At 45.5% G+C, this 21,755-nt stretch carries 18 protein-coding genes and 1 pseudogene; 10 read left to right on the top strand and 9 right to left on the bottom strand.

The genetic code is table 11. From position 1 onward, the window contains the following. Positions 1–131 precede the first annotated feature (131 nt). Positions 132–1,565 (bottom strand): protein adenylyltransferase SelO family protein, encoded by a 1,434-nt coding sequence (locus QT996_RS00690; protein WP_333043948.1) that lies wholly within the window; start codon positions 1,563–1,565, stop codon positions 132–134. A gap of 319 nt (positions 1,566–1,884) precedes the next feature. Then, on the bottom strand, positions 1,885–4,338 hold the full coding sequence (locus QT996_RS00685; protein ID WP_333043947.1) for a GH116 family glycosyl hydrolase: 2,454 nt from the start codon (positions 4,336–4,338) through the stop codon (positions 1,885–1,887). A 215-nt stretch (positions 4,339–4,553) separates the two neighbouring features. Between QT996_RS00685 and QT996_RS00680 the strand changes: the two genes are divergently transcribed. Both QT996_RS00680 and QT996_RS00675 read left to right on the top strand, forming a co-directional pair. Further along, on the top strand, positions 4,554–4,838 hold the full coding sequence (locus QT996_RS00680) for a type II toxin-antitoxin system Phd/YefM family antitoxin (RefSeq protein WP_172187146.1): 285 nt from the start codon (positions 4,554–4,556) through the stop codon (positions 4,836–4,838). A gap of 2 nt (positions 4,839–4,840) precedes the next feature. Beyond that, positions 4,841–5,164: a type II toxin-antitoxin system RelE/ParE family toxin gene (locus QT996_RS00675; protein WP_333043944.1), complete on the top strand. Its 324-nt coding sequence runs from the start codon at positions 4,841–4,843 to the stop codon at positions 5,162–5,164. 67 nt (positions 5,165–5,231) lie between these two features. Here QT996_RS00675 and QT996_RS00670 read toward each other — a convergent pair whose 3' ends face one another. Next, positions 5,232–5,837, bottom strand: coding sequence for a Uma2 family endonuclease (locus QT996_RS00670; protein ID WP_333043942.1), 606 nt, complete (start codon positions 5,835–5,837; stop codon positions 5,232–5,234). A gap of 41 nt (positions 5,838–5,878) precedes the next feature. Continuing rightward, on the bottom strand, positions 5,879–6,424 hold the full coding sequence (locus QT996_RS00665) for a gamma carbonic anhydrase family protein (protein WP_333043940.1): 546 nt from the start codon (positions 6,422–6,424) through the stop codon (positions 5,879–5,881). Positions 6,425–6,530: 106 nt separating this feature from the next. Between QT996_RS00665 and QT996_RS00660 the strand changes: the two genes are divergently transcribed. The 4 genes from QT996_RS00660 to QT996_RS00645 all read left to right on the top strand — a co-directional run bounded on the left by QT996_RS00660 (position 6,531) and on the right by QT996_RS00645 (position 11,379). After that, a complete protein-coding gene (locus QT996_RS00660; protein ID WP_333043938.1) occupies positions 6,531–7,040 on the top strand; it encodes a TIGR02652 family protein in 510 nt (169 codons plus the stop codon). Between the two features lie 194 nt (positions 7,041–7,234). Next, positions 7,235–7,669: a VOC family protein gene (locus QT996_RS00655; RefSeq protein ID WP_333043936.1), complete on the top strand. Its 435-nt coding sequence runs from the start codon at positions 7,235–7,237 to the stop codon at positions 7,667–7,669. Between the two features lie 217 nt (positions 7,670–7,886). After that, complete coding sequence (locus QT996_RS00650) at positions 7,887–9,878, top strand: heavy metal translocating P-type ATPase (protein ID WP_333043934.1); 1,992 nt, start codon at positions 7,887–7,889, stop codon at positions 9,876–9,878. 196 nt (positions 9,879–10,074) lie between these two features. After that, positions 10,075–11,379 (top strand): Nramp family divalent metal transporter, encoded by a 1,305-nt coding sequence (locus QT996_RS00645; protein ID WP_333043932.1) that lies wholly within the window; start codon positions 10,075–10,077, stop codon positions 11,377–11,379. Between the two features lie 88 nt (positions 11,380–11,467). On the opposite strand, the gene ctpB is transcribed toward QT996_RS00645, so the two are convergent. Beyond that, a complete protein-coding gene (gene ctpB / locus QT996_RS00640; protein ID WP_333043931.1) occupies positions 11,468–12,784 on the bottom strand; it encodes a carboxyl-terminal processing protease CtpB in 1,317 nt (438 codons plus the stop codon). Between the two features lie 195 nt (positions 12,785–12,979). On the opposite strand from ctpB, the gene QT996_RS00635 reads away from it, so the two are divergent. Continuing rightward, a complete protein-coding gene (locus tag QT996_RS00635) occupies positions 12,980–13,825 on the top strand; it encodes a hypothetical protein (protein WP_333043930.1) in 846 nt (281 codons plus the stop codon). Between the two features lie 119 nt (positions 13,826–13,944). Here the strand turns inward: QT996_RS00635 and QT996_RS00630 are convergent, their stop codons facing one another. Beyond that, on the bottom strand, positions 13,945–14,514 hold the full coding sequence (locus tag QT996_RS00630) for a pseudouridine synthase (RefSeq protein ID WP_333043929.1): 570 nt from the start codon (positions 14,512–14,514) through the stop codon (positions 13,945–13,947). 209 nt (positions 14,515–14,723) lie between these two features. Between QT996_RS00630 and wecB the strand changes: the two genes are divergently transcribed. Continuing rightward, complete coding sequence (gene wecB, locus QT996_RS00625) at positions 14,724–15,836, top strand: non-hydrolyzing UDP-N-acetylglucosamine 2-epimerase (RefSeq protein ID WP_333043927.1); 1,113 nt, start codon at positions 14,724–14,726, stop codon at positions 15,834–15,836. Between the two features lie 109 nt (positions 15,837–15,945). On the opposite strand, the gene QT996_RS00620 is transcribed toward wecB, so the two are convergent. The 3 genes from QT996_RS00620 to QT996_RS00610 all read right to left on the bottom strand — a co-directional run bounded on the left by QT996_RS00620 (position 15,946) and on the right by QT996_RS00610 (position 18,702). Further along, positions 15,946–17,190 (bottom strand): TPM domain-containing protein, encoded by a 1,245-nt coding sequence (locus tag QT996_RS00620; RefSeq protein WP_333043926.1) that lies wholly within the window; start codon positions 17,188–17,190, stop codon positions 15,946–15,948. A 260-nt stretch (positions 17,191–17,450) separates the two neighbouring features. Beyond that, complete coding sequence (locus QT996_RS00615) at positions 17,451–18,200, bottom strand: transposase (RefSeq protein WP_333043924.1); 750 nt, start codon at positions 18,198–18,200, stop codon at positions 17,451–17,453. Next, complete coding sequence (locus QT996_RS00610) at positions 18,130–18,702, bottom strand: hypothetical protein (protein ID WP_333043917.1); 573 nt, start codon at positions 18,700–18,702, stop codon at positions 18,130–18,132. The genes QT996_RS00615 and QT996_RS00610 overlap by 71 nt, the downstream gene beginning before the upstream one ends. 339 nt (positions 18,703–19,041) lie before the next feature. Between QT996_RS00610 and QT996_RS28560 the strand changes: the two are divergent. Together QT996_RS28560 and QT996_RS00595 are read left to right on the top strand one after the other, a co-directional pair. Beyond that, positions 19,042–19,459: pseudogene (locus tag QT996_RS28560) on the top strand (response regulator transcription factor); the annotation flags it as partial. 201 nt (positions 19,460–19,660) lie between these two features. Further along, a partial coding sequence (locus QT996_RS00595; RefSeq protein ID WP_333043911.1) for an esterase-like activity of phytase family protein occupies positions 19,661–21,755 on the top strand: 2,095 nt, incomplete at its 3' end.

The following is a 21,755-nucleotide window of genomic DNA, read 5'->3' as shown; positions in this document are numbered from 1 at the left end:
TCTTAGATTTTTAATGTGGCAATTTTTCATGATCTCAGATTGCGTTGGGGCTGGTTCACGCTAATCTTTAATACCAACAGAAAATGCAGGTGAACCAACCCCGGAGCGCTATTAATGCCAGCTATTATCAATCAATTTTCGGGGTCTTGAAGCCGTTTAACCAATTCATAAAACGGTTCCCAATTATCCTCAATAGCAATGGCCTCCCAAACAGCCTCAATCGTCGGTCTCAACAGCGATTGTTCGGGATTGTGCCTCCGCAAACAGCCCGCCATTTTGTCCATATCATCCCCCGACAAGCTTTGCAAAACGTGATAATAAAACTGTCGCCAAGGTGCTATCAAGTCCGCCGGTTCCGCCTCGTTAAAAATTAGACTAGCATCCTCTCGCCAAGTGCGATCGAACTGTCTTCGCAGTTCAAAAAAGAAATCGTGATAGCCTACTTGAGACTCCGCCAGCATTTTAATTGTCACCTTCAACAACTCATCTCCCTCCGCCTCTGGCAAATCCTCAAATCCCAATCTATTTAGCATCAACTGCCGATAAGCTGCATTATAATAATCGCCAAACTTCGCCAAAGCCGCATCCATATCAGCTTGAGGAATCGCCGCTGCTAGCGGTTCCTGGAGCTTCTCTAAATTGTCCCTACAAATCAACGGTTGATTGCCGTAACAATAAAGACCCGAATAGTCAAAATAAGCTGCTGTAAATTCCGGCTTGTAAGTTGGGATAAAAGCGAAAGGCCCGTAATCGAAACTTTCTCCGGTAATTGACATATTATCAGTATTCAGCACGGCCTGGCAAAATCCTGCTGCGATCCACTGAGCGACTAATTCAGCTATTCGCTTGACTAAATCTGCATAAAATAGCGCATATTTTTCGGGCGGCGAAACACCGGCATTACTTGCTTCTAAATGCAGTTCTGGATAATAATATTCAATAACAAAATCTAAAAGTTTTTTAGTTAAATCCGGGCGGCGGATATAGTGCAATCTTTCAAAAGTTCCAAACCGGATGTGAGAATGACTGAAACGCACTATTACGGACGATCGCGTCGGAGATGGTTCGTCTCCTCGCCACAAAGCATCCCCAGTTTCAACTAAACTAAAACAGCGAGATGTCCGCACTCCCAACCGGTGCAAAGCTTCGGCTGCTAAAACTTCGCGAATTCCCCCTTTGAGAGTGAGTCTACCGTCACCGCCCCGCGAGTACGGAGTGCGGCCAGAACCTTTAGTACCGAAGTCGTAAAGTCTGCCGTCAGTCCCGCGAACTTGGCCATATAAGAAGCCTCTACCGTCACCTAAATTGGGGTTATATTGGTTGAATTGATAGCCGTGATAGCGAAGTGCCAGAAAAGGACGGACGCAGTGAAATTCGCCGAAGGCTTCGATGAAATGTTGGTCGGTTACTTCTGCGGGGTCTAAACCCAATTTCGGCAATAATTCATCGTTGCGGAACCGGAGAATGTGTTGCGGAAAATCGGCAGCAGGGACTTCATCAAAATAGTCGCCACCGAGAGATTCGATGGCGGGTTCGTAGTTGAGGGAAAGTAAGGGATTTGACATTTTTCTATTTTATCTTGAAATTGGCTATCGCTCCAAATTATATACAAGTAAGGTGGGGACTGCATTGGTGTCAACAATTGCCTAAGACCCTTTTTCTCTCTCCTTTATAGCCGAGTTCGATCCCCTCCCATCTCCGGGCTTTTTCATGCTCAAATTTTAGCCAAGCTGAAGTTTGAGCATGAAAGATTAATGTCTTCCTCGAAGGCTAAAATTTTTTACGGTCAATTTTATTGATAGTTGAATTAACCGTTTTCCTTGCTAAAAATGGAGTTGAAGGCTTAAATTTTAGTCGGATTCACCAGCTAATATACCTTTTTCCCTATTTAAAATTGGTCAACACCCCGTAAATCCCCCAAATCGCCATCGCCCGCAAATAGTGACTCGCCCGAAACGTCCCCCCCGCCGTAATAGCTTCAGGCGTGCGAAACTGCAACCCATTTTCATAAATCTGCTTCACCACCGCATCCGTCAATTTAAACGCTTTCTCCTCCATTCCCATCTGTACCAAAAAAGCTGCCAACCCAAAATTAATCCCCGTCCAAACTTCCAAAGGATGAGTTGCATTGGGATTTTCCGGCGAACCGTTCAGCATCACCCCATTTGCCGCACCGAACTCCCCCTCATTGAACTTCAAAAAGCAAGATTCGTACACAGTTTCTAAAGCACTGACTGCACATTCTGGCGGCACAATATCCGGCAATCCTAACAGTTTCGCGTAAAATTGACCGCACAATTGGTCTGCCATCACCACTTCCGAGTTACTCTCGCTGTCCAAACGGTAATATTGACCGTTCCACAGTTTTTCTTGATAGCTCGGTCTGGCTTGGAGCAGCCAACTGTGATATAATGCTATCTTTTCTTGAGGATTAGGAATTATCTCCGGTGCTGCATCTTCCAAGATTTCGCCGATCGCGATCGCAGCCTCCAGCGCCGCCAACCACAAACCCCCGCAATATGCACTTATCCCCCGCATTTGCCAGTCATCAAACGTCTGATCCGGTGCTCCCGAATTCTCCGGAATTCCGTCGCCATCCTCATCAAAAGTTTTCAGATAAGCCAAAGCCTCAACAATTGCCGGCCAACACTCTTGCAGAAACTCACAATCTGTGCCGCCAGTCAACAGGAAATCCCGATAAACCTGCAACACAAAATCGCAAGGCAAATCCTTCCACAAATTGCAATCTTGATAGCTAGTATAATTCGTTTTCTCCCAAGGATGTTCGTTAGGAGCACCTAAATCGTGTGGCGTCGCACCGACAGCTTTTCTAATAGCCGAAGCTTGATTCCAACCAATAATTCTCGGCGTATCGTCTCCGGATGAAATTGCCCTAGCGAAGGCTAAAACCACCGACTTTTCTAAATCAGGCCACAGCATCAACAAAGCAAAAGAACCGTAAAGCCGCACGTCCAAACTTTCGTACCAGCGGTAATCAATGCACTCCAAAACCGCAAATTGACCCTTGGGATCGCGTTCGTCAGCCGCACTCCAAAGAGTACCGCCGTCTGTCAGGGCGTATAACTCGTTAAACAGCGCCATTTTAAAACTATCTGACAAATCTTTCCGTTCTAAAATAGGTTTTTGCCAAGCTTCAATATTTTCGCGCCAAGTATCGGAATGCTTCATTGCAGTGCGAATAATCGGCCAAGCATTTTTGCCGTTGCGACCGAAGAAATCTGTATAGCGGCGGTAGTACCAAACTCCCGATGCAAACTCAGTAACAGGCAAATCCCAAGCTATAATAAAGGGGATTTTGCGAGTTTTTCCCGGGCGAATAGTAAAGCGAACTGCGATCGCACAAGCCAACTGTTCTCCTGCTACTGCTGCCGTCTCGTCTTTGTCATCCAACAAGAAACCTTCAGCAGAAAAGTTGCGCCAAATATCGTCGCCATTCCCCGCCGGGTTCCAGCGAGTTTGATAGAATACTTCTACCGCTGGATTAGTAATAGTTGCGATCGCCCATTGTCCATCCCCCTCTTGCGGTTCGTCCTCAGCAGTCAACCGCGTCATCACGCAACCGATGCGGTGAAAATCTTCCACCAACAAATTCAAATTTCCGGCACTTTCTCCCCACCTGGGTTGATAGTCATAAAAAGGACTACCATCATCTCGCACCATCACTTTCGGCGACTTGTTGGCATTAGTAAACCAACCGACAATATTCTCCCAAGTCAGCATAATGCTGAGAGTAATCGGCGCATCTGTAGGATTGTGGGCTACCCATTCAAACATGGCAACTGGGTAACTGCTTTCCTGATAATTGTTTGGCAAAATTGGCGAAAATTGCTCGCAGCTTAATTGAGCCTGAAAGACATTTTCGTAAACAAACCAACTGCGCGGATACAAAGCATGATAACTCCCCGAAGAATTAGACTCTTCCCCGCTTCTTTCTTCTTCTTCCCTTCTTCCTTCTTCCTTCTTCCTTCTTCCTTCCGATGGATACCATTTCCAACTCGATAAACTGCCATCGGTAGGCGGTTCAGTGGACAGTGCGAAAGCTTGTTTCTTGCCTTGAGTTTCTTCAAAAACGCTGAACTGACAAGCGGGCAAACTGCGAAAAATGTGCTCGCCGCCGTCAATGTGCCAGAGGTTGAAGTCGCCGCGGGACGATCGCCCGATGCAGCCGGCGCCGAACCCACCCAGAGGCATTCCGTGCCAGGGGCCATCGTCGAGATTGCTTGCGTAGCGGACTGTATAGGGATTCTCCCAACCGAGGCCGATGGGACGTTTCCAGGTGTGCGGGGGGATGTTTGGAGTAGATGTGCGATCGTTCATGATAGATGTTAGTGGGCAGGGCGATCGGCGGAATTCCGGCAGAGTCTTAATAGTATATATAGGACTTACGCAAAAAACGCGGTTTCTGATTTAGATTTTAGATTTTAGATTGCAGCAAGCCACTTTATCGAGGCAGAATATCACCTAAGCTTAGATTGACAAACTCCGCAGGTATCGTTTAACATTTAATTAGATGCGAATTTCATGTTATCATTATGATTAACCTTTCAAGAGACATACATTCTCTCACCGATTTTAAACGTAATACGACTGAGTTTGTGCAGCGGCTCAAACAAACAAAACATCCTTTAGTTCTAACTGTCAACGGAAAAGCAGAGTTAGTTATTCAGGATGCTGAATCCTATCAGAAACTTTTAGATGCGGTTGAGTTATTAGAGACTTTAAAGGGAATTAAACTGGGTTTGGCACAAATGGATCGAGGGGAAGGGCAAAAAGCGGAGGATTTTTTCAATCAACTGTTTGATAAGCTAGACAGTTAGCGATGAATCAGAAATATCAGGTCATTATCCAACCCGCAGCGCAAAAAGCGATCGAGGAATCTTATTTTTGGTTGAGTAATCATTCTTCTCAGAAGGCTAGAAATTGGTTAGAAGGCTTGTACAAGGCTATATTATCGCTAGAAAATATGCCTTCTCGCTGTTCCTTCGCGTTTGAGAATAGTTTTTTTGAAGAAGAAATACGACAACTTGTTTACGGCAAGGGACGAAATGCCTATCGGATTCTGTTTACGATTGTTGATGATAGAGTTCAGATTATTTTTGTGCGACACGCTGCCCAAAAACCGATGATAGATGAATCCGAATAAACTCCGTCGAAGTGTCGAAACCCTGACTCCCCGTGCGTAATTCCTATATCTAGTTTGACACCCCACTTTATCGGGGAAGAATATCATCTAAGCGAAGTTGCAAGCTTTTTAACAGAGGAGAAATTATCGGTTGACCCAGGCGAAATTGTTGCTTGGTATAATCTTCGTCAATCAGTTGGCAAACGGTGATAGTAGGTTGTTTTGGTTTACCGATAAAAGCCACACCCCCTAATCCGCGATAATCAACTATCCAATATTCTGGAATCCCTAAAATAGCATATTCCTCAACTTTTCGGGCGTAATCTGTTTCCCAGTTAGTGCTGACGACTTCTACCACTAATTTAATAGATCGTCCCAGCGTAATCACAGGTTCTCTTTCCCAAAGAGGTTCGCTGACAAGGGCAGTTTCATCTAACACGACAATATCGGGACGGCGGGCAGTAGCTGCATCTGAGAATGGACGGATCAAACAAGTGCGGGGAATGAACCAAGGTAGTTTTTCGGCTGCGATGGCGATGCCGATTTGAGTTGCTAGTTTACCGCTGACGGTTTCGTGTGGGCCTGTGGGTTCCATGTCAACTAATTCTCCGTCAGCGAGCTCGTAGCGGAAGTTGTCACAATATCGATCGAGGAATGTTTCAAAAGTTAGGATTTTTTGCGCGGTGTAAGCCATTGGAAACTAATAGTTTTTTGCTTAAAACCTTATTCTATCAACTAATCAAATTCCAAATCAGAACCTTTTCCCGCGTGAACCAGAGCCAACTTTTCGTAACGCTTAGCGTGTTCCACCAACTCGGCTGCTTCTTCCTCAGAGACATCTCGCAGGCGTTTGGCAGGCACTCCCGCAACTAGCGTATGAGGGGGAACGTCCTTGGTGACAACCGCCCCTGCACCGACGATAGAGCCTGTTCCCACCCTCACTCCATCGAGGACGATCGCCCCAATCCCGATCAGGCAGCCCCGTTCAATGTAAGCTGAGTGAATCACGGCTCGGTGTCCGACTGTCACGAAATCTTCCAAAACAGTCGGTTTTCCCGGATCGCCGTGGAGAATTGCTCCATCTTGGATATTGGTACTTGAGCCGATCGCAATTCGCTCTATATCCGCCCGCACCACCGCCCCGTACCAGATACTAGCGCCCGCAGCCACCTCTACCCTGCCGATGACAACAGCGCCTTCAGCGACAAAAGCCGCTTGGGATAGATCTGGCCTGGGCCAATAGGAAGGAAGTGCAGACTGAGATTCGTTGAGATTGCTCATTAGTTGGTCGATCGTTATACTTCTAGCAGATTAGCTGGTTCTTGATACGGGATATAATAAAAGTATTTGGGACTTTTGCAGAGAAAATATGCTGGGACGCAAATAAATGATTGAAGTTGCCTTGCAATACCCGATGTTTGGCCCGGAAATTCAGTGTCCCCACTGTCGCCAAACAATTCCGGCTCTAACGCTCACGGATACCTATTTGTGTCCGCGTCACGGGGCATTTGAGGCAGATCCAAAAACGGGGGAACTGGTTCACCTTCAGTCTGGGCGGCACTGGCGCCGCTGGGAGAATGAATGGTATCGCCAGCACACCCACCCGGACGGGATTCGGTTTGAAATTCACGAAGCGCTCGATCGACTCTATACTCAAGGCTACCGAGCAACTCGCGTGATCGTCGCTCAACGCTATCGCGACTTAATCAGCGGTTATTTGGAACGCAGCACGCCTTGGCGCGGCCAGTCGGAATCGCCGCGGCCAAGGCTGTACGGTTTGCCTGTGGATTTTAGCCCCGAGCCCCAAGAAGATCCTTGTTGGGAAGTGATTAACTTTGATTTGGAAAAAGAGCCTGGAGTTCCGATTAGATATCCCTATTTTCGGTTGTTTGAATAAGTGAAGGAAGAAGGAAGAGGGAAGAAGGAAGAAGGAAGAGGGAAGAGGGAAGAAGGCTCTATTGCTTTCGCGCTAAAGATGCGACCGTTTTTAATTCCGAATTACGAATTTACCCTCTAAAATCTCAAATCCAAAGCTGGAATTCCTACTTCCCTTCTAAAATCTAAAATCTAAAATCTAAAATCTAAAATCGAATGCACCACGCCTCGATTCGCACTGCTAACATTCACCGGGCGATCGCCTTTTACGAACAGTTGGGGTTTACTGTGAGCGATCGCTTTACCACTGGTTACACCCTAGCCTGTTGGATGGAAGGTCTCAACGGACGCATTGAACTGATTCAAATCCCGGAACCAAAACCCGCACCGGATGCTTTCGGAGACGAGCATTATGTTGGATATTATCATTTATCTTTTGATTTAACTCAGGCGACAACTGACTTGCCTAGCTGGTTGGAGTCTATGAAAGAACGTTTTGAGGAAGCTGCTAAAGACCAACCCAACCAGTTTCAAGCTTTGAAAGTTTTATTAGAACCGACTCAACAGGCGATCGGGCAAAATGTTTACGAAGTAGCTTTTATTGCCGATACTGATGGTTTGCCCTTAGAGTTTATCCGGCGGATTAATTAGTTAATGACTAACGACGATGGATAATCATTTTTTCTCTCAATCGCAAACTGAGAATAGTTATTACTCTTAATCCCTCGTAACGTTCTCTACCAACTTAACAATATTTTTATAAAATCTACTATATTTTTAACTCAAAATCTAGTAGGTTTTATTTTTAAACCTATAATATGAATATCTATTCATACTATCATTTGTTAGACGAAACCTAGGAAAAACCATGCAAAAAGCAAAATTGAGCGCTTCCGGCTGCTGTAGTCATGACGACCACCACGAACACAGCCATGAGAATCATAACCACGACGACCAGGGCCACAACCACGACCACGACCACGGGAAGGGAGATTTTAACCTCAAGCAAGAATTGATTCCTGTGATATTGGTTGTTGTACTATTTGTCGGCGGTTTAATTTTTGAAGAAAAACTGCACAACACGCCCTATTCTATAGGTGAATATCTGGTTTTCATCCCAGCCTATTTTTTAAGCGGATGGAATGTTTTAACCAGTGCGGGTGGCAACATTCTGCGAGGCAGAGTGTTTGATGAAAATTTTTTAATGACTATAGCAACACTCGGCGCTGTAGCCATTCACAAACTCCCTGAAGCAGTCGGGGTGATGTTGTTTTTCAAAATCGGAGAACTTTTTCAAGAATTTGCCGTTGGGCGATCGCGTCAATCGATCCGATCGCTTTTAGAAATTCGCCCAGACAGCGCCAACCTCAAGGCAAATGGCGACATCAAAAAAGTTTCGCCAGAAACCGTAGTTGTCGGCGATATCATCCTTGTCAAACCGGGAGAAAAAATTCCCTTAGACGGTGAAATTATAGACGGCAATTCTCAGATTGACACCTCTGCACTAACTGGAGAATCAGTACCTCGAACCGTGAAAGTTGGAGAAACAGTTTTAGCAGGAACAATTAACCAGACAGGAGTTCTCACCGTCAAAGTTACCAAACTCTTCGGTGAATCTTCAATCTCCCGAATTCTGGAATTAGTAGAAAATGCCAGAAGCAAAAAAGCTGAAACAGAGAAATTTATCACCAAATTTGCCAGCTACTACACGCCTTTTGTAGTATTTGCATCGCTAGCAGTGGCTTTGATTCCGCCTTTGTTCATTTCAGAAGCAACTAATGCCGATCGCTTTTTATGGGTTTACCGCGCCCTAGTCTTGTTAGTTATTTCCTGCCCTTGCGGATTGGTGATTAGCATTCCTCTGGGATACTTTGGGGGAATTGGTGGTGCAGCCAAGGGCGGTATTTTGGTTAAAGGCTCGACTTTTCTAGATACCCTGACAGCAGTCAAGACAGTTGTTTTGGACAAAACAGGAACTCTGACCAAAGGAGTTTTTAAAGTAGCACAAATTGTGCCTCAGAAGAGTTTTTCCCAAACAGAGTTAATGGCAATAGCAGCCAAAGTAGAATCTCAATCCAATCATCCAGTTGCAAAATCAATTCTGGAAGCTTACGGCGGAAAAATAGATTCATCGGATGTGAAAGATTACGAAGAAATACCGGGACACGGCATTCGAGCAAAAGTAAATAATCAAATTGTGCTTGCCGGAAATGACCGTTTGCTGCACCGAGAAAATATCCATCACGATGTCTGCAATGCTGAAGGTACGATCGTCCATTTAGCGGTAGACAACAGCTACGCTGGGTATATTTTGATTGCTGACGAGCTTAAGGAAGACTCAGTACAGGCTATTGGCGACCTCAAAAAATTAGGTGTTGAGCGAATCGTGATGCTCACAGGAGATAATCAAGCTGTAGCCGATAGTGTTGCGAAAAAGCTCGGTTTAGATTCCTACTTAGCCGAGTTATTACCCGAAGGAAAATTAGAGGCGATCGAAAAACTGATCGGTCAATCTAAAAAAGGCGATAAAATTGTCTTTGTTGGAGACGGAATTAATGATGCACCAGTGCTTGCTAGGGCTGATGTGGGCATAGCGATGGGGGGTTTGGGCTCCGATGCGGCGATCGAAACTGCCGATGTTGTGATTATGGCAGATGCACCGTCAAAGGTGGCTGAAGCTATCCAAATTGCCCGAAAAACTCATAATATTGTCTGGCAAAATATCATTTTTGCCATGTTAGTCAAAGGCATATTTATTGCTTTGGCTGCTTTTGGTTTAGCGACAATGTGGGAAGCAGTTTTTGCCGATGTTGGGGTGGCTTTAGCAGCTATTTTCAATGCGACTAGAGTTTTGAAATAGAGTATTCGCAGATAAGAGTGATTTTTGCCGATCGACCTCATCATAGTCGATCGCGCGCACCTCGGTTCAACCTCAAAATATACACAACTTAATATCTACGGTGATTCTGCCAGATTTTGATCCATACGAATGATGAAATTCCGCTAAACTTGTCATATTATGAAAAGAATATGAAAAGTGTTGAACGGTAAAACCAATGACTGACTCGGAAAATAGGCCCAGCTTGCCTGAAGTCCACCGCAGCATCCCCGTTCCCAACAGCAAAGGTTTCTGGCGTACAATGCTGGCTTACGCAGGGCCTGGATATTTGGTTTCAGTGGGTTACATGGACCCGGGGAACTGGGCGACTGACTTAGCGGGGGGAGCAAAGTTTGGCTACTCGCTATTAAGTGTGATTTTGCTATCTAATTTGATGGCAATTTTGCTGCAATCACTCTGCGTGCGTTTAGGAGTGGCAACGGGACGAGATTTGGCACAAGCTTGTCGAGATTATTTCAGTCCACGAGTCAGTTTTTTGCTGTGGATACTTTGTGAAATTGCTATTTCTGCTTGCGATTTAGCGGAACTTGTTGGTAGTGCGATCGGACTGCAATTGCTATTTGGCATACCCTTAGTTTGGGGAGTGTGCATCACTGCACTAGATGTGATCATGGTGTTATTTTTACAAGGGAAAGGCTTTCGTTATATCGAAGCTTTGGTAATTACGATTATTGCCATTATTGGCGGTTGCTTTATCGCAGAAATAATTTTTGCCAAACCAGATGCCCGAGGACTTTTACTCGGTTATGTTCCGAGCCTAGAGATTTTGCAAAATCAGGCAATGCTTTATATAGCGGTTGGTATTTTGGGGGCAACTGTGATGCCGCACAATCTCTACCTGCATTCATCGATCGTGCAAACTCGATCTTGGGAAGAAGCTTCTGAGAAAAAATGGGAAGCAATTAAATTTGGCACAATTGATTCTACCGTAGCGCTGTCAATAGCTTTGTTTATTAATTCAGCTATTCTGATTTTGTCGGCTGCCAGCTTTCACTTTTCCGGCTATCAAGAAGTAGCAGAAATTCAAGATGCTTACAAACTCCTTTCTCCGGTGCTGGGTGTGGGTTCTGCCAGTGCAATTTTTGCCTTTGCTTTATTGGCTTCTGGGCAGAATTCAACCTTGACTGCAACTCTAGCAGGACAGATTGTGATGGAAGGGTTTCTAAATTTTAGACTGCGGCCTTGGTTGCGGCGGTTGCTGACTCGACTGATTGCAATTGTACCGGCCTTGATCACAATTATCTTGTTTGGTGAAGGCAGTACAACTAATTTACTGGTTTTCAGTCAAGTGATTCTCAGTTTGCAATTACCCTTTGCAGTAATTCCCTTGGTAATGTTTACCTCAAACCGCAACTTAATGGGAGAGTTTGTGAATCCATTTTGGCTGAAAACCTTAGCTTGGTTAGTGGCTAGTATTATAGTAGGATTAAATAGTTGGCTGTTATTACAAACCATTTTCTAGCAATCTGAGGCTAAATAAAACTACAAAAATAAAACCCGCCGGCGCGGGTTTTATCTTAAAGCTAATTGTTAAGGACTGACGGTTTCAACTACTTCTTAGGAGCATGAGCCTCAGCAGGAACGGGACGACCCAAGGAAGCGCTAGTTTTCAAAAGTGCGATCGCCTGCGCGTAGCAAGGATCGTCCTTAGTCGCAACCAACTTCGGTTTGTTAGCTAATTTCAACTTTTGTTCGTCGGTTACTTCTACTTTGACATCCGGAGTAACCCCCTTGTGGCTGATATCCGTACCGTTGGGAGTAAAGTAGTGGGCGATCGTCACCGCCAATCCCGAACCGTCAGCCAAAGAATGCACCGACTGGACCAAAGCTTTGCCAAAAGTTTGGCCGCCCATCACAGTTGCGCGCTTGTTGTCCTTCAGAGCACCGGCCAAAATCTCGCTGGCGCTGGCTGAGTTGTCGTCCACCAGCACCACCAAAGGCTTGTTAGTGATTGCAGTGCGGTTTGCGCGCATTTCCTGAGAATCGCCCGCGCGATCGACTGTGCGGACGATCGCCCCTGTATCCATCCACATCCGAGCGATATCAATGCTCACTCGCAGCAACCCGCCGGGATTGCCCCGCAAATCCAACACAAAAGCGTCAGCTTTCTGATCCGAGAGCTTTTTAATCGCCCCCTGCATTTGTTCGCCCGCGTGCGAGCTAAACTCTTGCAAACGGATGTAACCCACATTCTGACCGCCTTCCTTCTTGAGGCTGTAGCGAACCGCTGCTACCTCAATTCTTGCCCTAGTCAGAGTTATATCAAACTCGCTTTTGCCCTCGCGAGCAATCCGCAGCGTGACTTTCGTACCTTCGTCGCCCCGAATTACCTGAGCCGCATCCGAGACAGTCATGCCTTTGGTAGTTTTGCCGTCAATTACCAAAATCCTATCGCCCGCTAGAATCCCCCCCTTCAGTGCCGGGGAATTTTCCATCGGCTCGACTACGGTAATCACTTTCGTTTTCTCGTCTTCTTCGAGCCTCATCCCCACCCCTGTCAGTTCCCCGGAGGTTTGATTCGTCAGCGCTTCGTACTGCTTCGGGTCCATGAAGCGGGTGTACTGGTCGTTTAATTTCTCTAGGGCTTTGCGGAGAGCGGTGTAGGCAGCTTCGCGAGAGGTATAGTTTTTGCTCAACAGTTCTTGGCGAGTCAATTGCCAGTCAGTCTTGTTAAAGCTGCCATCAACATACTCTCGGTTGACAATTTGCCAAGCTTCGTCTAAGACAGCTTTGGGGCTATCTTGAAGCTGGGCGCGGACTGATTGACTCAGGCCGGGAACGAGTAAAGATATCGAAGCGGTTGTTGCCATCGCCCCACTGAACAGGGCTGCCTGTAATTTAGAAAAGCGTTTGCGGGCTTGATTCATTGAATTTGGCTCAATTCGATTTTAGATTTTTGATTTGAGATTTTATATTGCTAAAAAATCTCACACTACTACTTAAACTATTGTGTGGAGGCTCCACCATCCCTTTGGACAGTTTAACGAGATTTTTAGTCGATCGCCAACCAATTATTACTCTCTTTCCATAAACTTAATTTAAAACTTGGATTTAAAAGTGCCGTGGAAGCTAAAATCGAACAATTTTCGCGTAAGTGGTTGAGCCTGGTCGTTAATGGAGTTATCGGTCTAGCAGCGCTGACGGGGGTCGTCGCCATGCAGTCTAGCGGGCAGTTGGGCGGAATGTCCCCAGTTCGTGTTCAGGGGCAAAAGCCGCTCTCTGCAATGTCTCCTGCCAGGTTCAAGCAAACCACACAGCAAGAAGCCCAGCAAGAAGCCCTGCGGCTAAAAATGCTCAAAACTATCCCTAGTTTTGGGTTTGACAATTTAATTGCAGATTGGACATTTATCAAATTTTTACAGTATTTTGGCGACGACGAAGCGCGAGAGGTGACGGGCTACAATCTCAGCCAAGATTATTTTGACGTAGTTACGCAGCGCGACCCACGGTGGGCTGACATCTACCTGTTTCTTTCCACAGCTATTTCTTTTTATCAAGGAAAGCCTGAAACTGCTGTTAATTTGATAGAGCGCGGTACTAGCGCCCTTTCCCTTTCGCCGCAAATTCATTCCCAATCATGGATAGTGTGGCGAACTAAAGGTCTGGATGAGTTGCTGCTGTTGGGGGATATTCCCGAGTCAATTCGCTCTCACGAAATGGCCGCTGATTGGGTGGAAGGAAGCCCGGAATGGCGGAAATTAGCGCCGATGTTTCGAGCAACTGCTGAGTATTTGCGCCGAGATCCCGATAGCGTGCCGGTGCGGTTTACTGCTTGGAGTACGGTTTATGCTCAAACAACTGATAAGGTGGTGCGTCAAAGGGCGAAACAAGCTCTTGTCAAGTTGGGAGCTCAGGTGCAAAAAGATAAGAATGGAAACGAGAGTTTTATTTTGCCACCTCGAAAGTAAGCAGAAGGAAGAAGGAAGAAGGAAGAAGGAAGAAGGGAAATGCAGTCGCAGTAAGAGTTTCAGATATCAAGAATCTCCTAAATGTCAAGGCGGTTGACTGTAATTCCCCAATCTAAAATCTAAAATCTAAAATCAGCTTGAGTTAGTTCGCGCCATTCACCGGGTTTGAGACCTTCCAGACGCAAAGGCCCGATCGCACATCTGACTAGCCGCAGCGTCGGAAACCCTACTGCTGCGGTCATCCGGCGTACTTGGCGGTTCCGGCCTTCTGTGAGAGTCATTTCCAGCCAAGCTGTGGGCACGTTTTTGCGAAATCTAATCGGCGGTTCCCGGAGCGGCAAAGGTGGTTCTTCTAACAATAATTGCACTTTTGCCGATCGAGTCCGATAATCTTGAATTGTGACACCTGTCTGCAAAGCTGCGATCGCACTTGCATCAGGAATTCGTTCAACTTGCACCCAGTAAGTGCGGGGGTGAGCGAATTTCGGCTCACTGAGGCGGTGCTGCATTTGTCCATCATCGGTTAACAGTAACAAACCTTCACTATCGCGATCGAGCCTTCCTACTGCATAAATGTTAGGAATAGGAATATAGTCTTTGAGAGTGCTGCGTTTAGTCTCGCTGGAGTTGTCAGTGAATTGAGTTAAAACATCGTAGGGTTTATAAAATAGAATGTAACGATAGGGCATGACAAATTAAAAAATAAAAATGTACCAACAGTGCAAGCAGAAACGATATAACGCCACAAAAAAACACCTTCTATCTCTCTTCTCTCCTCTGCGCCCTCTGCGCCCTCTGCGGTTCATAAAAAAATAACTCTTATTAACCAACGATTCAAACCTGCTATAAAATATTGAGCCTTTAAAACCCTCACAAATCTCAACTACCCAATTTTACCATGCCCAAAGCTACACACCGCGTTTGCATCGTCTTGGGAACTCGCCCGGAAGCGATTAAACTAGCCCCAGTCATTCAACTGTTCCAAAGTTCGCCAACCTTTGACACCCAAGTAATTTTAACCGGTCAGCACCGAGAAATGGTCGAGCAAGTAATGCGAATGTTCGATCTAAAAGCCGATCGGGATTTAGCAATTATGCAGCACCAGCAAACCTTGACAGATATTACATCCCGGAGTTTGCAGGGTTTAGAAGCCTTGTTTAAAGAATGGCAGCCCGAAATCGTGTTAGTTCAGGGCGATACAACGACAGCGTTTGCCGCTACTTTGGCTGCATTTTACCAGAAAATACCCGTAGGTCACGTAGAAGCCGGATTGCGGACAGACGACGTATTCAATCCTTACCCCGAAGAGGCTAATCGACGGTTGATATCTCAGCTCACACGGCTGCATTTTGCCCCGACAGCGCTGGCCCAAGAGAATTTAAGGCGATCGGGTGTTTTGGGAGAAATTCACCGTACAGGCAACACAGTAATCGATGCCTTGCTTTCTGTCGCCAAACGCGAACCAGAATGCAACATTCCTAACTTAGATTGGAGCAAATATCGCACTATATTAGCAACAGTTCACCGCCGCGAAAATTGGGGCGAGCCCTTACAAGGAATTGCTGACGCATTTCTCCAAATCTTAGATAAATTTCCCGATACAGCTTTACTGCTACCCCTGCACCGAAATCCCACTGTTCGAGAACCTTTGCAAGCTCTTTTGGGCGACAATCCAAGGGTATTTTTAACTGAACCTTTAGATTACGCAGAATTAGTAGGAGCGATTCAGAGATGTCATTTAATCCTCACAGATTCCGGCGGGTTGCAAGAAGAAGCACCTAGTTTAGGTAAACCAGTTTTAGTATTACGAGAAACCACAGAAAGACCCGAAGCAATTTCCGCAGGAACCGCTAAACTTGTAGGTACGAATTCTGATACAATTTTCACAGCCGCCGCAGAATTGCTCAGCAATTACGAAGCATACAACGCAATGGCAATGGCAATTAATCCCTTCGGTGACGGTTTAGCAGCCTCGCGGATTTTGAAAATTGTTGAAGAGTATTTTAGTTAGCTAGCTTCTCGCGAGTGGGGCGGTTGAAACCGCAACTCCACAACCGAAGTCCCCGCAGACGGGGACTAATTCCTGTTAAAAAAACTCGGTTTCTGCCTCCATTCCCGAATTACCAATCCCCACCGCCACCCCCACTACTGCTGTAGTCACTACTGCTACTGCTGTAGTCGCTACTGCTACTGCTGTAGTCGGCGCCACCGCAATAATCGCTACTGCTACTGCTGTAATCGCTACCGCCACCGCCACCGCTGGAGTCGCCACCGCCAAAGCTACCCCCGCAGTCGCTACTGCTAATGCTGTAATCGCCACCCCCACCGCCACCGCTGGAGTCGCCACCGCCAAAGCTACCCCCGCAATCGCTGTTGCTAATGCTGTAGTCGCTGCTATTAGTGCTGTAGTCGCCACCGCAATCATCGCTGCTGCTGTTAATGCTGTAGTCGCTACTGGTACTGTAATGGATGCTGTTACTGCTGTAGTGGCCAGCCCCACTGCAATAGTTGTGGCTGTTACTGCTGTAATTGGGACTGTTAGTGCTGTAATTGCAATTGTTACTGCTGTAATTTCGCGGATAACGGCGGTGGGAGGGGGAAGGAGATGTCCCAGAAAATAAGCTGCGAAATATCCTGAAGATAATGAAGCAAGGTATAAAGGCTATGAATGCTATGAATAACAACCCAAGTAAGTCATAGATTGGATTCGATGAATCTTCACCTGTGGATGTACTATTGCTAATAACGGGCGATTGACTAGGTATTGGTGACGGTTTCACCCCTTGAGATGGTACGATTGTAGCAAAAGGCAGCGTAGTTTGAGATTGAGCATTTACCATCGGAGTTTGTAAAACATTTACTAACGCCTTTGTCCCAGCTAATGTACCGCCGTCAAAGTCCTGCTGTTTAAATCTGGGCGTTATTTCGGTTTTAATAATTCCCACTACCTTCGCATTGGGTAAAATGCTTTGAATGCCAGAACCTGTTTCAATTTGAACGCGGCGTTCCCCGGACGTAATCAACAATAAAACTCCGTTATTTTTAGCTTCTTTGCCAATACCCCAAGAGTTAAATAATTCTGTAGCAAATGCTTTTGGTGTCGCAGATGGTTTAGTATCCGGCACTGTCACAACAGCGATTTCTAAGCCGTTTTTTTTCTCTAAATCCAAAATCATTTGATTGAGCTGAGTTTCGGTGCTGTCGCTGAGAATGTTTGCGTTGTCTGTTACCCAAGTGTTATTTAGTTGACGGGGATTCGGTACTTCTTGTACTGTTATAGCTTGGCTCGTTACGGGAAATACAATTGCCGAAAAGCACAGCAAACTGCTCCAGATTATTTGTTTGTTGCTAAATTGTAACTGCATCGCTTCAGTCTCCTGAATAACTGCTAGTCTGAAATTGACATATATCTGTCCGCCTAATTACAATTAAATAACCAGCTCACTGTCATGTCAATTCATATTATTCAGAAGTTGGGTTCATAAAAATCATAATTTTAGCTCCCCCCTCAGCACTTTATATTTACAGCGAGAGTGATGAACTTTCATTTAAACTCTTTATTAGACTTGCCGGCAGTCAAATTCAAAACTTGTACTTAAATAGAGATCAATACTCCGGACAGTTTTTAAGCAGCCAGAGTACCATAAGACAAGACTGAAGGAAGATTTGGATGATTTAAAATCAAATCCGGGTCTAAATCTAACTTATCAATAAAGGTACAAAATAGATGCTTATTGAATTCTAGGCGTTTATAATAACAGATTGAAAAGACAAACGACTTGGCAGATGAATGACAACTAGAGAGTTGATGTTTGGCCAAATTTAAGCCAATAAGACTGGCATTAAAATGAAAATCAAGCCGTGGTAAATGACGAGCTTGACAATCAGACAATCCCGTAAATTGCTTGGCATCACGAAAAATAAATTCAATCTGGAAACGAGCCTGATAATATTCAACAATTTGCTCAGGAGGCAAGTGAATATCAGTGCTAAATAATAAAGCATTTTTAATTTGTCCGTTGGCTTGAACCTCAGAAATACAAGCCAAACTAATTGGGCAATTTAAACAACAACTCCACACAACTAATGTATATAATGAAACTCCCGGTTTTAGGTCTTTAACAAAATTAAGACGACTCAAATCATGGCAGTCAACCTTACCATCATATTTACGTGGAGCTCCCAGTTTCTTTTGTTCACCTGTATAAAGATAGCGTAGGTTAGCATCAACTCTTAACTTGCCAATAAAGTCTAAATTTAACTCCCGCACAACATCCCAGAATTTAGAGCGGTAGTAATAGCCATCAGCGACCAAATAACGTACAGAATTTGGGAAGAAATAACGAGTATTCTTTAGATGTTGTGCTCCCGTCATCAACTCTTGTGGTGTCAGGCGTTGAGCTTTGAGGCTCCTGTTTTTTGCGAGATTTCTTAGACCAGCAATTCTTCGGATTTGGTGGCAGTTTTTTTACCGACTTTATTTGAGGGCGTGATGGAGTTTGTTGTAGGCTTAAGCTATAAGATAAACGACTCTCAATTTCGACAATAGAAATCACAGAAATTTCCAACCCCTGTTCCGATTTCCCCGCTACACCATTATAAAAATAACCCTTACCGTCAGTTTTGTTGCCACTTTTCCTTAAAAAAGAACAATCGATAACGGCAATGACTGTGTGTTCAGGATTTAAGGCAGATTCGAGGAAATATTGATTAAATTGTGGAAAATTAAAGCTTTTGAGAAAGTGACGACGGTAGGTTTTTTCGCTCAAATAACTATAACGACTGAGATTCGTGAATTTGACCTTACCATAGACCAGCAAAATAGTTGAGAATAAAGTGATTAAAAACTTCTTTTGGGGTTGACTAATCCCTGGCATTTGTTGTAAGATGGATTCAATAATCTTCCTAAGGCAATCTGTTGAGCTTGTGTGTTTTTATAGCTTAACCTAAAAGAGTGCCTTTTTTTCTGTTTATTTTGGGTTCAGATACCACTCAGTTTTTTCGCTTCTGTGCTTTATTGCGTAAGCATCCCTATTTAAAAACTGTCCGGAGTATTGAGAGATAAAACTTTTCTTTTAACTCACTATTAGAGCTAGGGCGTCTGGAAGAGTTCGTCATCAATGTGATAATTATACGGAATAACTCGCTCCGAATTGACCTTTGTTAGCCAGAAAATTGTTTGTTTTTGGTCGTTATGTGTATTTACAAGTACCCCAAAAGCGTTAATTGAAAGATTGATTCCAGCCGAATCTCAGTGATATTGCCTCAAGGCAATTGCCGCGGAAACTTGGGTTTTTGCAATTCGATCGGTAGCGGCGCGTGCTTCGTGGTGGTATAAGCCAGCAACTGCGGCAAATGGGGCGATTTTGACTAATCCTGAACCTGTGAAAGTTGGGTCAAAATCAGAAGTTTTGGAAAATCCGCTGACGAAACGAGAACCGGAAATCCTGGCTTTATTTGCGGGGGAAAAGCAATCAGGAAATTGCACAAATATTGTACATTCCTCCGGGTACGGTGGGGGTTCATGTGCACGAGATTTTGCAAAAGTTAGAAGGGCGCGATCGCACTCAAGCTGCTGTACTCGCCATTCAGAAAGAATTGGTAGCAGAAAAACTTTTGGCGATCGAACCCTAAAAAGGCGATTTTTGTACTGGAATAGTCGGTTTTTGAAATAGATTACTTGCTAAAGGCGCATCTACAAGATGAATCTGTTGCAGCTTCACGGAAAATTAATATCAGTCTTGATGGTTAATTTTGTTCGTGACATTTAAGGTGTGAATTTGCTAAGCTCGATACATCTTAATTTTCCTATGGTCATCTAACCAAAGGTGTATTGTGCCAAATTTTATCAGTTCAGTTTTTAGTTCGATCGCCTTTATCGACTCTGCGCTTCCCGACAGCCAAACTCTCCACAACGGTATCGAACCGGGGACAGAAGTAATTACCTTGGATTCGGCCCGGGATGGAGTAGCACAAATCACGGCAGCGCTAGCAAGTCGCAGCCATATCAAAAGCATTCATATAATCTCTCACGGTCGCCCCGCGAGTTTGCTGCTAGGCGCGATCGATCTAAACTTGACAAATTTAAAAACTTATGCTAATCAATTGCAGCGGTGGTCGCGATCGCTGGCAGACAGTGGAGAGATTTTGCTGTATGGGTGTGATGTAGCGGCGGGGGAGAAGGGCGCTAACTTTGTGCAGCAAGTGAGTCAGCTAACCAAGGCAAAAATTGCTGCTTCAAGGGGGCCGATCGGCAGTTCGGCTATGGGCGGAGACTGGCAGCTAGATTATACAACGGGAGCGATGTCCTCTGGGTTGGCGATCGACCCAGCCACAATGGCCGCTTATCAATTTGTGTTTGGTCTACAACTTTTGGGACAAGCAGGATTTCCGGCAAATACAACTTTTGGAACACCAACAACTCAGGTAGGTGGACTGTCTGGCCTTACCTACGCGGGCAACAATACTTACTACGCTATCTCCGACGGGCGCAATATTCCTGGTGCAAGTCCCGGCCCGTCTCGCTTTTACACCCTGACTATACCTACTGTGAGTTCGGGTAGCTTGACACCAGCACCAGGACAAGTTAATTTTACAGCGGTGACACAGATTGGCAATCCGCCTGCCTTTCCCTTTGCCCCAGATACATCGGATACAGAGGGCATTGGCTTCATCGGCGGTAATGTCTTCGTTTCTTCTGAAGGCAATTTCTCGACAAATACCCCGCCTTTTATCAATAGCTTCGCCATTGCAACGGGACAGCAAAACCTAGTGCTGCCTATTTCTTTTCCCAAATACGACGCATTAGCAGCTACTACCACTGGCATCCGCAACAATCAAGGTTTTGAAAGTCTGACCATTACTCCCAGTCAAAGTTTTCTGTTTACAGCAACAGAAAATGCTCTCGAACAAGACGGTACTGCTTCAAGTGCAACGGCAGGCGCGCGATCGCGAATTTTAAGATATAACTTAGCCACAAACACCGCAAACGGAGAATTTCTTTACAACACCGATCCACGCAACGGCATTTCGGAAATGCTGGCAGTTGATGATAATACCCTGCTGGTTCTCGAACGTTTTCTTGACTTATCGACGAATCCGCCGTCAGGGGATTTGAAGCTTTATCAAGTTTCTTTAAACGGTGCGACTGACATTCAAAGCAATACTGGCTTGATTGCTTCTGGTGTTGCTGGCATTACACCGGTATCGAAAACTCTGATTGCTGATTTCCCAAACACTTCCGGCTTTCCGCTAAACAATTTTGAAGGGATGACATTGGGGCCTTCTCAGACAGCGACTGGGAAGCGATCGCTCATTCTTGTCAGCGACAACAATTTTGTCCTTCCCACCGCATTCGCAGCCTTTGCAGCCAACCACGCACCTGTACTCGACAACAGCGGAACGCCGACACTAACAGCAATTAACGAAGATGTACCTTCTGCCAGCAACACCGGCACCTTAGTTTCTGCTTTAATTGCAGGTGCTGTTACAGATATCGACACCGCCGACACTCAAGGAATTGCAGTCACGGCGACAGACAATACTAACGGCAGTTGGGAATATTCAACTGATAGCGGTTCGACTTGGACGGCATTCGGCACGCCGTCAACAGCAGCAGCAAGACTGCTAGCAGGCAATAATGCCAGCATCCGCTTTGTTCCCAATGCTGACTACAACGGCACTGCCAATATCACGTATCAGGCATGGGATGGAACGACAACAAACTCTGGCACCACTACTACCTTCACGAACCGCGGGACGGGTGATATTTCGACTGCCAGCAGTATGGGGGGGTTAGCAGCTTTCAGTACAGCATCCGAGACAGCAACAATTACCGTTAAGCCTCCCAACAATCCGCCAACAGCCAATCCCGACCTCTACAACGTCTTGCACGATCGAGTGCTCGCCGGACTTCCAGGAGTTTTATTCA

Source organism: Microcoleus sp. S13C4 (genome assembly GCF_036700865.1).
GTDB lineage: Bacteria > Cyanobacteriota > Cyanobacteriia > Cyanobacteriales > Microcoleaceae > Microcoleus.
Note: the sequence above shows the minus strand (reverse complement) of the source record. Positions and strands in the feature narration are given on the sequence as shown.